Source organism: Pseudomonas sp. PL-6 (assembly GCF_054110165.1).
Window position 1 is genome coordinate 5,148,199 of record NZ_CM134189.1, and the last position, 13,791, is coordinate 5,161,989.

A 13,791-nucleotide genomic window follows, 5' to 3' on the forward strand; every position below is an offset into this window, starting at 1 on the left:
AAATGTTGCTCTTGTTTGGCAGGTTCTTGATCGCTGACGAGGCGCCATTCAGGCGCCCTCGAAGCCTTCCAGCACGTTGACCGCATTGACGCCGATGGCCTCCACCGCGTAGCCGCCTTCCATGATGAACAGTGTGGGCAGGCCCAGTGCGGCGATACGCCGGCCCATGGCCAGGTAGTCCGGGCTGTCGAGCTTGAACTGCGAGATCGGGTCTTCCATGTAGGTGTCCACGCCCAGCGACACCACCAACACCTCGGCGCCGTAGTCGGCGATGCGCTGGCAGGCCTGTTCCAGCGCGGCGTTCCAGGTGTCCCAGGAACTGCCCATGGGCAACGGATAGTTGTGGTTGCAGCCCTCGCCGGCGCCCTCGCCCAGTTCGTCGGCATAACCGAGGAAGAACGGGAACTCCTCGGCCGGGTCGCCGTGGATCGAGGCGAACAGCACGTCGCCGCGGCGGTAGAAGATGTCCTGGGTGCCGTTGCCGTGGTGGTAGTCGACGTCGAGGATGGCCACCTTCTTGCGGCCCTGGTCGAGGAAGGCCTGGGCGGCGATGGCGGCGTTGTTCAGGTAGCAGTAACCGCCCATCAGGTCGCCAGCGGCATGGTGGCCTGGCGGCCGGCACAGGGCGAAGGCGCTGTGGGCACCGTTGGCGATTTCCTGCTGGGCGCTGAGCGCGACTTGCGCGGCGCTGTAGGCGGCCTGCCAGGTGCCGGCGGTGATCGGCGCACCGCCGTCGAAGCTGTAGTAGCCGAGCTGGCCGTGCAGGTCGTTGGGGATGATCCGGCGCAGGGTGCGCGCCGGCCAGGTGAAGGGCAGCAGATCGCCCTGGCCGCCCTGCTCCTGCCAGCGCGCCCAGGCGCCCTGGAAGAAGTCCAGGTAGGCCTTGCTGTGAATGCGCTCGATGGGCGCCAGGCCGAAATCCTTGGGCGCGCGGACGTCGCCGAGCTGGCGATTCTTCACGCGGGCCAGAATGTGGTCGGCGCGCTGCGGCTTCTCGAAACAGGGCATCAGCTGGCCGTCGATCAGCTCGCACTTGCCGTGGTGCAGGTGGTGGTCGTCGCTGTAGTAGGTGAGCATGCGAGGCGGCTCCGGGCTTGTTGTTGTGCCGCAATTGTTCGCCCGCCGCGCCCCGGCGGAAAACGCTGGCAACGGCCAAAAGGGGATCGAAATGGCCAAACTGCGATGGCCCTGCCGTCGTAGCCCGGATGCAATCCGGGAATGCCTGACACCCTGTCCCGGATTGCGGCCAGGGTGCGCCATGCGCGCCGATTGGTTCCAGGTGAATGACGCTCTTCTCATCCACCTTCCTTCACATGGCCCTGGTGGATGGATAAAGCGCCATCCACCCTACGCGCGAAAGCGACTCGGCGGCACGCCGCTCCAGCGCTGGAAGGCATGACGAAAGCTGGCGGTCTCGCTGAAGCCGAGCGCCTCGGCGATGCGGTACACCGGCCAGTCCTGCTGGCCGAGCAGGGCCTTGGCGCGCTCGAAGCGCAGCTCGTCGAGCAGGCCCTGGTAGCTGGTGCCCAGCTCCTGCAGGTGGCGGCGCAGGGTGCGCGGCGAGCAGTGCAGCTGCTGCGCCAGCGCCTCCAACCCCGGCGGCGTGGCCAACTGCGCGGCGAGCGCCTGGCGCACCCGCTCCAGCCAGGCCTGACGGCTGGTGAATTCGGCGTTCTGCCGGCGGCAGCGCTCGACCACCTCGCAGTGGGTCACCGGGTCGGCCAGCGGCAGGCGCCGGGTCAGCAGTTCGGCGGGAAAGGCGAAGGCATTGCGCGCAGCGTCGAAGCCCAGCGGGCAGTCGAAGCTCAGCTCGTAGCGCGCCACATAGGCCGGGCGGGCATGGCGGAACTCGGCGCGGGCCAGCGGCAGCGGCCGGCCGAGCAGCTCGTCGCCGATCAGCTTGAGCGAGGCCAGGCACATTTCCACGTTGAACACCTCCAGTTCGGCGGCGTCGCGGTAGTCGCCGGCGCTGACCCAGGCCAGGCCGTCCTCCACCTGCAGTTGCAGGTCGAAGTAGGTGCCGAGCAGCGCCGGGTACTGCAGCAGCAGGCGCCAGGCGTCACCAAAGGTGGCAGCCGAGAGCGCGGCGTAACCGAGCAGGCCGTAGGACGACACATGCAGGCTGCGCCCCAGCTCCAGGCCGAGGTCGGCGCGCAGGGCCAGGGCATTGGCGCACACCTGCAGCTCCTGCACCCGGGTGATGCGCGCCTCGCCATTGCCCGGCTCGTCCGCGGCGATGCCGCTGCCTGCGAGCAGCCGGGGGATCAGCTCGGGCTGCGCGGCGAAGCGTTGCAGGATCAGGGCGACCACGTGCAGGGTGGTCAGGTGGGCGTGCAGCATGGGGGCTTCCGTCTTCGCAGGTCAGCGAAAGAACGCAAGAAGCATGCCGCGGTACGGCGGGCCCTGCCCGCCAGTGGCGATCAACGGTTGCGCAGAATCGCGTTGATGAAGTCGCCCTGGTTCGGCTCGTCCTTGCGCGTGGTGAACAGCAGCTGGCCGTTTTCCTCGCGCAGCTTCATCGCCTCGCCGAAGCGGCATTCGACGCCCTTGATACTGCGCGCCTCGGCCTTGTACGGCGCGGCACGCTCGCACAGGTAGGCGATCTGCCTGACCACCTCGCCGCAGAAGTGCGGCACGCTCAGGCTCATCAGCCGCTCGTCGTCGATAGCGTTCCAGTCCACCCGGGTCGCCAGCGGCGTGTCGCAGGCCTGCGAGGCCTCGCGGTCCATCTGCTGCAGGCGCTGGCTGTAGTCCTGCAGGCGCTTCTTGCGGTCGAAGGCGGCGAAGCGCGCCTGCAGTCCGGCCCTTTCCTGGCGCTGGTAGAGCGCCAGCAGCTCGTCGAGGTTCAGCGCCTGGGTCTGCGCCTGGTCGTAGCCCAGCTCGAAACCCGGGGTGTCCGGCAGGTTGAGCTGGTAGCTCTCGCCGCCCCAGGCACGGCGGCGGTTGAGCAGGTTGTAGTCGCGGCCGTCGAGGCGGATGGCGTAGTCGCGCTGCTCGTGGCCCAGCTCGCGCACCTGGGTGAGGAACACCACCTCGTCGAGCGGATGGTTGATGCCCTTGACCTGCACCAGAGCCTGCTTGCCGTCAGCGGTCGGGGCAAGGATCAGGCTGACGCCCTGGCCGGCGTCGAACGCCTGCGGGTGCTTGGCCAGCTCCAGGGCGGCGACCTGCAGCGAGCACAGCGCCAGGGCGACGAACGAAACAGGCTGCTTCATGGCGATACGTCCTTGTACGGGTGAAGAGTGCGCAGTATAGACCGCGGCGCCGCCGCGGTCGGCGCAGGCTAGAACTGCAGCACCACCCGCCCCTCGATCTGGCCGCCGCGCTTGCGCGCGAAGATGGCGTTGATATCGTCCAGCCTGTCAGCCTGCACCGTGGCCTTGACCAGGCCCTCGCCGGCGAAGTCCAGCGCCTCCTGCAGATCGGCCCGGGTGCCGACGATGGAGGCGGTGATGCCGATGGCCTTGAGCACCACGAGAAAGATCGGCGCGGGGAAGTCGCCCGGCGGGGCACGCCGGCATTGCTGCAGAGCAAGGTTCGGGTGGCTTTCCCCCGCTGCCACAGCTTGCATGACAAACGGTCATGGCCAGTGCCCGCCAGCCGCGGCTTTGCGTTATACTGCGCGGCCTTCGGCCGGCTGCACCCGGCCACCTGTCGCTCACAAGCCACGCCGGTTCTCCCGCGTGGCTTGTTGGTTTTTGACGCGCCGACCGGCGCCGATAGTTAACGCGCCGCAAGGCGCCGATATTTGCCGCGCCGCAAGGCGCCCGATAGAGAGGCACGACGATGAGCGCACTGGTTGGCGTGATCATGGGCTCCAAGTCCGATTGGTCCACCCTTAGCCACACCGCCGAGATGCTGGACAAGCTGGGCATCCCCTACGAGGTCAAGGTGGTCTCCGCCCACCGCACCCCGGACCTGCTGTTCCAGTACGCCGAACAGGCCGAGGAACGCGGCATCCAGGTGATCATCGCCGGTGCCGGTGGCGCCGCCCACCTGCCGGGCATGTGCGCGGCCAAGACCCACCTGCCGGTGCTCGGCGTGCCGGTGCAGTCGTCGATGCTCTCGGGCGTCGACTCGCTGCTGTCGATCGTGCAGATGCCGTCCGGCATCCCGGTCGCCACCCTGGCCATCGGCAAGGCCGGCGCGGTCAACGCCGCCCTGCTCGCCGCCAGCATCCTCGGCCACCAGCACCCGCAGTTCCACGCGGCGCTCAAGCAGTTCCGCGACGAGCAGACCGAGACCGTGCTGAGCAACCCGGACCCGCGCGAGGCCTGATGCGATGAAGATCGGAGTAATAGGCGGCGGCCAGCTGGGCCGCATGCTGGCCCTGGCCGGCACCCCGCTGGGGATGAACTTCGCCTTCCTCGACCCGGCGCCGGACGCCTGCGCCCAGGCCCTCGGCGAACATATCCGCGCCGACTACGGCGACCAGGATCACCTGCGCCAGCTGGCCGACGAGGTCGACCTGGTCACCTTCGAGTTCGAGAGCGTGCCGGCCGAGACCGTGGCCTTCCTCTCCCAGTTCGTGCCGGTCTACCCCTCGGCCGAGGCGCTGCGCATCGCCCGCGACCGCTGGTTCGAAAAATCCATGTTCAAGGACCTGGGCATCCCCACGCCGGACTTCGCCGATATCCAGTCGCAGGCCGACCTCGATGCCGCGGTGGCCGCCATCGGTCTGCCGGCGGTGCTGAAGACCCGCACCCTGGGCTACGACGGCAAGGGCCAGAAGGTCCTGCGCAAGCCGGAGGACGTGGTCGGCGCCTTCGCCGAACTGGGCAGCGTGCCGTGCATCCTCGAGGGCTTCGTGCCCTTCACCGGCGAGGTGTCGCTGATCGCCGTGCGCGCCCGCGACGGCGAGATACGCTTCTACCCGCTGGTGCACAACCGCCACGACAGCGGCATCCTCGCCCTCTCCGTGGCCAGCAGCGCGCATCCGCTGCAGGCGCTGGCCGAGGACTACGTCGGCCGCGTGCTGGAGAAACTCGACTACGTCGGCGTGCTGGCCTTCGAGTTCTTCGAGGTGGACGGCGGCCTCAAGGCCAACGAGATCGCCCCGCGCGTGCACAACTCCGGGCACTGGACCATCGAAGGCGCCGAGTGCAGCCAGTTCGAGAACCACCTGCGTGCCGTCGCCGGCCTGCCGCTGGGCTCCACCGCCAAGCTGGGCGAGAGCGCCATGCTCAACTTCATCGGCACGGTACCGGCGGTAAGCGACGTGGTGGCGATCAAGGATTGCCATCTGCACCACTACGGCAAGGCGTTCAAGGTCGGCCGCAAGGTTGGCCACGCCACCCTGCGCAGCGCCGACCGCGCCAGTCTCGACGCCGGCATCGCGGCCGTCGAAGCGCTGATCGCCAAGGGCTGAAACGGCGATTGGCGACTAAGCTCTTGGACGACGGCCGTCGTCCAAGAGCCCCCTCCATGAAGCGCCTGCTCGCCCTGCTGCCCCTGCTGTTCGCCATGACCGGCGTCGCTGCACAGGAGGTGCTGCGCGTCGATTTCCGCGAACGCCCGCCGGAGATGCGCGCCGTCGACGGCCTGCCCAGCGGCCCGCTGATCAGCGTGCTGGAAACCGCCGCACAACGCCTCGGCGTGCGCCTACACTGGCGCCAGGTGCCCTTCCTGCGCAGCCTCGACGACCTGCGCTCGGGGCGCGTCGACCTGGTGCCGCGGGTGCTGCTCACCGAGCAGCGCCGCGCCTATATCCACTACCTGCCGAGCATTGGCAGCCAGCGCCTGAACGTGCGCTTTATCGTCCGCCCGGGACGCGAAGCCGAACTGGCGCGCTACCCGACCTGTACCAGCAGAACCTGGGGGTCAAACGCGGCACCGCCTATTTCGAGCCGTTCGACAGCGACGACCGACTCGGTCGCGTCTACGCCAGCGACGACGCGCAGCTCGCGGCGATGTTCCGCGCCGGCCGCCTGGACGCCCTGGCCATTCTCGACCCGGCGGCCATCGAGGCGCAGTTCGCCGCGATGAAGTTCCGCGACTACAGCTACGCGCAGTACGCCCACGAACAGCTGCTCGGCAACCACTTCGGTGCCTCGCTCAAGCGCTACCACAGCGACCACCGCGCCCTCTACGAACGCCTGGGCGAGGAACTCCAGCGCATGCGCGAGCAGGGCGAAGTCAGCCTGATCTACCACCGTTACGGCGTACCGGCGCCGGACATGGCGAACTGACAGCGCCTCGCGCCTGTCTCATGCAACGTCTGCCGCACGCGCGGCGCCCCTCAAGGAGAAACGCCACATGGGTATCATCGGCACCATCTTCATCGGCCTGATCGTCGGCCTGATCGCTCGCTTCCTCAAGCCGGGCGACGACAGCATGGGCTGGATCATGACCATCCTGCTCGGCATCGGCGGTTCCATCGCCGCCACCTACGGCGGCCAGGCGCTGGGCATTTACCAGGCCGGCCAGGCGGCCGGTTTCGTCGGCGCGGTGATCGGCGCCGTCGTTCTGCTGATAATCTACGGCGCCATCAAGAAGGGCTAAGCGCTCCTCTGCAGGAGCCGGTTGGCCGGCGATGTTGCCGTCAACAATCGCCCGCTTGGCCGGCTCTGGCTTTTCCGCCGTCACGAGACTCCACCCACCATGCGCCACCTGCTGCTCGCCCTACTGCTGTTCACCGGCCTGGCCCACGCCGAACTGCCGGAAACCGACTGGCTCGACCTGATGCCTCCCGAGGACCGCCAGGCTCTCGAAGAAATGCCCGAACTCCAGCACCAGGGCCCGGAGGGCGACAGCACCTTCTACGCCCCGGGCGGCCTGCGCCAGCAGGAGCAGAACCTGCCGGCGGTGATGTACTCGAGCAAAACCGTGGCCGAGCTGGACGGCAAGGCCCTGCGCCTGGGCGGCTACCCGGTGCCGCTGGAAAACGACGAGCAGGGCAACAGCACCCTGTTCTTCCTCGTGCCCTACCCCGGCGCCTGCATCCACGTGCCGCCACCGCCGCCCAACCAGCTGGTGCTGGTGCGCTACCCCAAGGGCATCCCGCTCGAGGACATCTATGCCCCGCTGTGGGTCAGCGGCACGCTGAAGGTGGAACAGGTCAGCAACGACCTGGCCGACGCGGCCTACGCCATGGACGCGGGCGAAGTACGCCTGGTGACCGACGAAGACCTCTACTGATCGCCCCGGAGCCCGCGCATGCGAGCCGTCGCAAACCGCGCAGTGGGCTCGCCTGACTGTCACGGACAGGGTGTCGGCCTCCCATGCGGCTCGGCCTCCGTTGCGCGTCGTCGATTCGCCATGCAACCGCCATCACTCGGTCATCCTGCCGACATACGCCTGTCCCATCCTGCTCCCTCCAACCAGACAGGGAGCCTTCCATGCACAAGTCAGTTCTCGCCGCCGGCCTGCTCGCCTGCGGCCTGGCCCAAGCCGCCGCCTCGCCCAAAGCCATCCAGCTGACGCCGCTCGGCAGTTACACCAGCGGCCTGTTCGGCCAGTCGGCAGCGGAGATCGTCGCCCACGACCCGGCCAGCCAGCGGCTGTTCGTGGTCAACGCCGCCAGCGGCCTGATCGACGTGCTGGACATACGCGAGCCGAGCCGGCCCACATTACTGTTCAACCTCGACCTGTCTGCCCATGGCGGGGCGGTGAACAGCGTCGCGGTGCGCGACGGGCTGATCGCCGCAGCGGTGGAGAACCGGGTGAAGACCGAGCCCGGTCGCGCCGTGTTCCTCGATCGCGACGGCCAAGTACTGGCCTCGGTGCAGGTCGGTGCCCTGCCGGACATGCTCGTCTTCACTCCGGACGGCAAACACCTGCTGGTAGCCAACGAGGGCGAACCGAGCGACGACTACCTGACCGATCCGGAAGGCTCGGTGAGCATCGTCGAGCTGCCGAAGGACATCGCCAAACTGACCCAGGCCCAGGTCCGCACTGCCGACTTCCGCGCCTTCTCCCGCGCCGACCTGGACCCGTCGGTGCGCATCTTCGGCCCCAATGCCAGCGTCGCCCAGGACCTGGAACCGGAGTACATCAGCGTCGCCCACGACTCCAGGACCGCCTGGGTGACCCTGCAGGAAAACAACGCGGTGGCCGTGCTGGATATCAAGCGCGGCCAGTTCAGGGCCATCCACGGGCTCGGCTTCAAGGACCACAGCCTGCCCGGCAACGAACTGGACGCCAGCGACCGCGACAACCAGATCAATATCCGTAACTGGCCGGTGCTGGGCATGTACCAGCCCGACGCCATCGCCAGCTACCAGTACCGCGGGCGCACCTACCTGGTCACCGCCAACGAGGGCGACGCGCGCGACTACCCCGGATTCAGCGAAGAGGTACGCCTGGGCAGCGCCAACTACCCGCTCAGTCCGCTGCACTTCCCGGATGCCGCCAGCCTCAAGCAGAACGCCAACCTTGGCCGCCTGACCGTCTCCAGCGCCAGCGGCTACAACCCGGACAGCGGCCACTACGAAGCCATCCACGCCTTTGGTGGGCGCTCCTTCTCGATCTGGAGCGAAGACCTCACCCAGGTCTACGACAGCGGCGCCGACTTCGAGCGCATCACCGCCGCGGCCAATCCGCAGTTCTTCAACTCCGACCACGCCAGCAACAGCTTCGACAACCGCAGCGACAACAAGGGCCCGGAGCCGGAGGGGGTGACCCTCGCCAAGCTGTGGGGCAAGACCTACGCCTTCATCGGCCTGGAGCGCATCGGCGGGGTGATGGTCTATGACATCAGCCAGCCGCAGGCGCCGCAGTTCGTGCAGTACTTCAACAATCGCGACTTCGCCACCACCCCGGGCAGCGCCACCGCGGGCGACCTGGGTCCCGAGGGGCTGATGGTGATCGAAGCCGAGCACAGCCCGATCGGCGTGCCCCTGCTGGTGGTGGGCAACGAAGTCAGCGGCACCACCAGTTTGTTCCGTATCGATCGCCAGCATCGCTGAACGGGGCCGGCGGCAGAGAAAAGGCCGGGGGACGTGTCTGGCCTTTTCGATTCACGGAGGACCATTTGCCCTCTACTGACGCCAGACCGGCTAATGGGCGTCCCCTTTTTCTCCAGGCAGTCTTCCTCGCCGACATCAGCCGCATGCCCGGCGTGATCGCCACCCTCTTCGCTCTGCCCAAGATGCGCGATTACCACTACCGCATCCTCTTCGACCGCGACATGCGCATCGCCCCGCGCTACCCGGCTGGCGAGGACGAAGTGCTGTGGTTGCAGTTGCAACATGGGCGCTTGGTGGCGCAGCGGGCGTTCAAGGAGGCGGGTGCGCTGGAGCGGCCCTGACCGCTGCGCGCTATTTTCTCTCCAGCACGCGCGGCGGGATCCTCGCCTGCTTCTGGGCGGCGAGCATTTTCTCGTAGTACTGGTTGTAGGCTTCCCGAGCCTGCTCCCGCTCGTCCAGCGCCCAATACGCATCCGCCAGGTTGAGGTAGGCAACGCCCCTGTCCGGGTGTTTCCGGGTGATGTGTTTCAGCAGTTCGACCGCCTCCGGGTAATGACCGGCCTGCTCGAACAAGAAGCCGAGGTCGTTCGACCAGCCGACCCTTTGCGGGAAATAGTATTTCTCGACGATATAGATTCTGGGGTCGCAGGCGCCGTCCTCCTCACCGGCGAGAAAATAGCCGACGAGAGTCTTCAGTTCTTGCTCGTTACCGGCCTTGTAGGCCTTCAGAGCCGTGTCGAAGTTGCTGGCGACCGTCTCCGGCATCAGCTTCTCCGCCGTGACAGCCGATGATGTCTGATGCGCCAGGCGCAACGCCCTCAATGCGCCGAAGACGCGGGCGCCATCGAAGTCGGCGACCGACGTGACGCCAACGGCCTTGCTGTCGATCGCATAGCTGCTCAACAGCGACTGGTCACACTGGGTGTCGTTCTCGTTGAGCAGTATCTGGGTCAGGTCGAAGGATTTCGCGGTGCCGTCATATCTGAACTTCAGGTTGAAGTTGTAGGCGCCATTACCCTCTTCCCGGGTGGTCAGCAGCAGGTAATCCCCGGCCTTGTTCACGGGTGAGAGCAGGGTATGGCGTTCACCTTGCAGATCGATCACCGTCGACTTGCCCTGGCGCTCAGCGAGCAACTCCACCATGTAGCCGTCGTAGCTGTGGGGCGAATACTCGTTCTCGATGCGTGGCAGAGCGCTTTCCGTGTCGAGCACCACTGCGCCTGAGTGATCGATGATCAGCAGGCGCTGCGCACCGGCGTCGTTACCGTCTGCAATGCGCAGCTCCTGCAGCACGGACAGGCCTTCGGGGCGTATCGCTTCGGCGTGGGCGATGACACTGGCCAGCATCAGGAGGGAGGTGAGCGCCAAATATCGCCTGTCACGTTTATTTCCGTGCAATCTTGGCATCTGTTCCCTTGGAATTTTATTCACAGCTCATGTGTCGAGTAATAAAAGGTGTAACTACCCTATCCATGAATGCTAGGGAAGTTCTGAAAAAGCCATTTATCGTCACTCCCGCGAAGGCGGGAGCCCAGGGACTACGCAGGTTCTGGATTCCCGCCTACGCGGGAATGACGGTTATTTCAGAGTTCCCTAGTGGCGCTCATATGTCAGGCGCGATGTGCTTCAAATAATCCGCCCTATCATTACTCATCCTTGATAGGCAGTTGTTAATCGTTACCTGATACGCTTCTGCAGTTTCTTCTATTTCAAAAGCCTCAAGTTTGCAATCGGCATCTCGTAATTTGATCCACTCTCGCTGCGCGCCCCTCAGTAGAGAAATATATTGATCCGCCAGCAAGGGCGCTTGCTTGTACTGGTGCCTGATTCGATCAAGAGCTGCCTTGTAGGCTGAATTCAGAAGTTTATCCGATATGTCTTTTCTATATTCTGCACACTGTGCGATCTGCTGAGAGGCTTCAACTCTTTCACATGGATCTTCAACGGTGTTACTGAGTGCTGGAAATGTACAAAAAAGCAAGAGAAATGGATATATTCTTCTCATACTAAGAGCTCTAGTTATTCCTGAGATAGCGGGCTCTATTTCTTCCCGGTTCGTATTGGCTAATAGCAGGTGTGTTTTCTATATAGCGAATCAATTCTTCCTTGTTATTTTTCATCCCTGCCTTCATCGGATTTGGCCCCTTAGTGAAGCCTTGATAAACAAAATCTACCAACACATCCCTGATGACTTGGTCAAGAGCGCTCCATTCGACTCTATTCGACTCGTTCGAAGTCCAGTAATTGTAGTTTTTAATAGCGCACTCTACATAGTCTGGATAAATTGTATTGAAGAGAATAATTTCCTGCTCTACAGTTATTTCCCCAATGCTTGCCTTATTCTCTCTTACAAATTGCTGAGCAGCCGCGCCTTTCTTCCCGAAAGCCTGAGAAATCTTCGTTGCCTGATCATGCTCGATGCCGGCATTTTTCATATGGTTGTAGATTTCTGACTCGGTTCTGGAACCCATATCATAACCACGCCCCAGAGTTACCCCTGACAGATCGTTTCCTGGCCAGTGAATGACACGACTGAAGTACGGAGAAGTGGGGATATTATTCCCTTCAGCGTCAAATGTTATTTGCCCTTCTTTAATCGTGGGGACAGCCTTATCGGCTGTACTGAACGCACCGATAAGAGCGAGCGGTTGCAAGTGCCACGCTTTTCCGTCCGTGCTAATACCATATTTCCCAGCCACATCGCTCCACCAGCTCAGGGCCTGGATGCGCTTCTTCTCTTCGACCCAGTCCTGGTTGGGGTCATCGGCTGCGTGGCCCATCAGGTCGTCGAGTTCGTCCCAGCGCGCAGCATCCCAGAACCACTCGCTGTCATGGCGCGTGACGAGCTGCGAGATGGATTGGGCATGCCAGGGCTTTTCCAGTGCTGCCTTGACTTCTTCGGCGGTCATCTTGCCGTCGCGGTTGGTGTCGATGATGTCGTAAAGACGGTTGCGCACCGGGCCTTTGTCGGACTGGTCGATGGCGCCCTGATAGCTTGCCTGTTCATCCTCGGAGAGGCGGCGAGCCGCATTGAGGTAGTAGGCCAGCCCCGAGCTGGGGGGATCGGCATCTTCAAGAAAATCGAAGCCTTCCCATTCCCATGGGCTATGGCGGGTGGTGATCAGTTCCTGCTCCGCCAGCCAGCCGTTGATCGGCTTGCCGTCCTTGTCGGCCAGCAGATCGTCGAGTCGCCACCAGTGGACTTCGGGCGTGCAGCCGGTTGCTGTGTTGCTGGCCGGAACCTTGAACCTGGCCTCGGCCGGGATAGCATTCAGCACGCTCTGCGGCAGGATCAGGTCGACGCCGATCTCAGTACCTTCATCGCTCAGTTTCGGCGGATTATCGCTTTTGATGTCATCGCGGTGCGCAATGAGTTTGCTGGCTCCGGCGTGGATCTTGAGCAGGGTCTTTTCCTCGTCCGGCAGGCTCTGCGCCCAGCTGCGGCTTTGGCTGACGAACGCAGGCACGTCCTCGCAACTGAAGACTTCCAGATGCAGCAGTTCCTGAAGCGAACCGTCGCTCTGATTCTGGTACTTACCGACATGGCCGATCAGGTCGCCGGCCTTGATCGGCACGGGCGGATCGAGGAGTACCACCGAGCCCGTGGCCTTGGGCTGCGATTGAGCCGTCAGGAAGGAGGAGGCGACATAGCCCGGCAGGCTGCCGTCCTCTCTTGGCGTGAGGGCGGCCTGGTCATTGCCGCTGATCACCTGTTCGAGCTTGAGGAAGGCGCCCTCGCCCGAGGCGCGAACCTGGGCACCCTTGCTGAGTTTGCCGATGATCGGCGCATTACTGCGGGCTTCGGCCCTGACGTTGAGTTCGCCACTGCGGGTGTTGACGGTATAGATGCCGGAACCCCAGAAGGCTGGCTGCTCCAGCTTCTCGTCCTGTCGGTAGTCTTTCCAACATTTGAGGTGCATGTAGAGGCTGTAGAGGGCCAGCGCAGGCGGCTTGGGCTTCGACTCGTCAGCGGTTGCGGGTACCTTGGGCTGCAGCGTGTGCCTGACAAGAACGAAGCCGGTGGAGAACGGCGCCCTGACCTGCAGCGGTGGCCGACCGGCGTAGGTGCTGACAGGGTATTCATTGTCGATGCGATAAGCGACCACTTCACCATGGGTCATGCAGTTGACACGGCTCTGATCGAAGACTTCAGAGGTGCCCTTGTCCAGGTGGATGCCGCCGTGCCAGAGGCCGTTTCCACCGATGGGGTAGAACCCGGCCCTGGCCTTGCTCAAGGCGGTCAGGTGTTGCAGTGCATGGCCGGCGGACGCCGAGCATGGGTAGCACCAGTCCCCCCTGGCTGCGCTTTCGCCGCCACCGACAACGTCCGGTTTTTCCTCGTCCGGGTTGAGGGTGCCGCTGACCATGTCGGCGATGTAGCGCTTGAAATCGCCTTCCTCCAGCTCGGCATGGACGTGGATGGCGTAACTCTGTGCCCCCGTCCTGCCCGTTCCGGCCTGGAGGCCAATGTGCTGGCCGTAGGTGATAGCGTCTCCGTCGTTGACCTTGAACGTGGGGTGAAGGTGCAGAATCTGCCCGATCAGTTGGCCGTTGCTGGGGGCGTCATAAATCTTCAGCGTGCCGTAAGCGCGGCTGGTCTTGGCATAGCCGGTCAGGGGGCTGGGAACCGGGATGGATTGGTTGCTGCCATCAACGAGCAGCACGAAATCCTTTTTGATAAGCGTGCGGCCACCGACATGACGCACCTCTTCGAGCTGGCCGTTGATGGTCTCGTAGTCCCGGTTGGGTTCACGGCCAGCCGAAGGGTGATGCTTGGCAAGATCTTCGTAGCGGTTTACATCCTCGATGCGGCTTCCAACACTTTCAACGATTTTGTAGCGACGTCCTGTCATGACTTGTCCTATGAAAAGCTTGTAATCGTATT

Annotated in this window: 13 protein-coding genes and 2 pseudogenes; 8 read left to right on the forward strand and 7 right to left on the reverse strand. The window is 64.2% G+C overall.

Translation table 11 applies throughout. From position 1 onward, the window contains the following. Positions 1 to 48 precede the first annotated feature (48 nt). From ACW9UL_RS22760 to ACW9UL_RS22775, 4 genes and pseudogenes are all read right to left on the reverse strand, one after another. On the reverse strand, positions 49 to 1,077 hold the full coding sequence (locus ACW9UL_RS22760; RefSeq protein ID WP_457788379.1) for a histone deacetylase family protein: 1,029 nt from the start codon (positions 1,075 to 1,077) through the stop codon (positions 49 to 51). A gap of 270 nt (positions 1,078 to 1,347) precedes the next feature. After that, complete coding sequence (locus ACW9UL_RS22765; RefSeq protein WP_457788380.1) at positions 1,348 to 2,340, reverse strand: AraC family transcriptional regulator; 993 nt, start codon at positions 2,338 to 2,340, stop codon at positions 1,348 to 1,350. A gap of 80 nt (positions 2,341 to 2,420) precedes the next feature. Next, on the reverse strand, positions 2,421 to 3,215 hold the full coding sequence (locus ACW9UL_RS22770; RefSeq protein ID WP_457788381.1) for a hypothetical protein: 795 nt from the start codon (positions 3,213 to 3,215) through the stop codon (positions 2,421 to 2,423). Between the two features lie 68 nt (positions 3,216 to 3,283). Next, positions 3,284 to 3,508: pseudogene (locus ACW9UL_RS22775) on the reverse strand (zinc-dependent alcohol dehydrogenase); the annotation flags it as partial. A gap of 278 nt (positions 3,509 to 3,786) precedes the next feature. Between ACW9UL_RS22775 and purE the strand changes: the two are divergent. The 8 genes and pseudogenes from purE to ACW9UL_RS22815 all read left to right on the forward strand — a co-directional run. After that, positions 3,787 to 4,278 carry a 5-(carboxyamino)imidazole ribonucleotide mutase gene (gene purE, locus ACW9UL_RS22780; protein ID WP_457788382.1) on the forward strand — a complete coding sequence of 164 codons (492 nt, stop codon included), beginning with the start codon at positions 3,787 to 3,789 and terminating at the stop codon, positions 4,276 to 4,278. Between the two features lie 4 nt (positions 4,279 to 4,282). Continuing rightward, the gene (locus tag ACW9UL_RS22785; RefSeq protein ID WP_457788383.1) at positions 4,283 to 5,368 is read left to right on the forward strand and encodes a 5-(carboxyamino)imidazole ribonucleotide synthase; all 1,086 of its coding nucleotides are present in this window, start codon (positions 4,283 to 4,285) and stop codon (positions 5,366 to 5,368) included. A 56-nt stretch (positions 5,369 to 5,424) separates the two neighbouring features. Continuing rightward, positions 5,425 to 5,985 (forward strand): transporter substrate-binding domain-containing protein, encoded by a 561-nt coding sequence (locus ACW9UL_RS22790; protein ID WP_457788384.1) that lies wholly within the window; start codon positions 5,425 to 5,427, stop codon positions 5,983 to 5,985. After that, positions 5,910 to 6,188, forward strand: coding sequence for a transporter substrate-binding domain-containing protein (locus ACW9UL_RS22795; RefSeq protein WP_457788385.1), 279 nt, complete (start codon positions 5,910 to 5,912; stop codon positions 6,186 to 6,188). Before ACW9UL_RS22790 ends, ACW9UL_RS22795 begins: the two co-directional genes overlap by 76 nt. A gap of 67 nt (positions 6,189 to 6,255) precedes the next feature. After that, positions 6,256 to 6,501, forward strand: a complete 246-nt coding sequence (locus tag ACW9UL_RS22800) for a GlsB/YeaQ/YmgE family stress response membrane protein (protein WP_021444076.1) — start codon at positions 6,256 to 6,258, stop codon at positions 6,499 to 6,501. Between the two features lie 99 nt (positions 6,502 to 6,600). Beyond that, positions 6,601 to 7,137 (forward strand): DUF3299 domain-containing protein, encoded by a 537-nt coding sequence (locus ACW9UL_RS22805; RefSeq protein ID WP_122109515.1) that lies wholly within the window; start codon positions 6,601 to 6,603, stop codon positions 7,135 to 7,137. A 200-nt stretch (positions 7,138 to 7,337) separates the two neighbouring features. Continuing rightward, on the forward strand, positions 7,338 to 8,906 hold the full coding sequence (locus ACW9UL_RS22810; protein WP_457788386.1) for a choice-of-anchor I family protein: 1,569 nt from the start codon (positions 7,338 to 7,340) through the stop codon (positions 8,904 to 8,906). Positions 8,907 to 9,022: 116 nt separating this feature from the next. Next, a pseudogene (locus ACW9UL_RS22815) lies at positions 9,023 to 9,247 on the forward strand (FAD/FMN-containing dehydrogenase); the annotation flags it as partial. A gap of 10 nt (positions 9,248 to 9,257) precedes the next feature. On the opposite strand, the gene ACW9UL_RS22820 reads toward ACW9UL_RS22815, so the two are convergent. The 3 genes from ACW9UL_RS22820 to ACW9UL_RS22830 form a co-directional block, all read right to left on the reverse strand. Beyond that, positions 9,258 to 10,274, reverse strand: a complete 1,017-nt coding sequence (locus tag ACW9UL_RS22820) for a tetratricopeptide repeat protein (protein ID WP_457788387.1) — start codon at positions 10,272 to 10,274, stop codon at positions 9,258 to 9,260. 235 nt (positions 10,275 to 10,509) lie between these two features. Further along, the gene (locus tag ACW9UL_RS22825; protein ID WP_457788388.1) at positions 10,510 to 10,911 is read right to left on the reverse strand and encodes a lysozyme inhibitor LprI family protein; all 402 of its coding nucleotides are present in this window, start codon (positions 10,909 to 10,911) and stop codon (positions 10,510 to 10,512) included. A 10-nt stretch (positions 10,912 to 10,921) separates the two neighbouring features. Then, positions 10,922 to 13,759, reverse strand: coding sequence for a DUF8812 domain-containing protein (locus tag ACW9UL_RS22830; protein ID WP_457788389.1), 2,838 nt, complete (start codon positions 13,757 to 13,759; stop codon positions 10,922 to 10,924). Positions 13,760 to 13,791 lie beyond the last annotated feature (32 nt).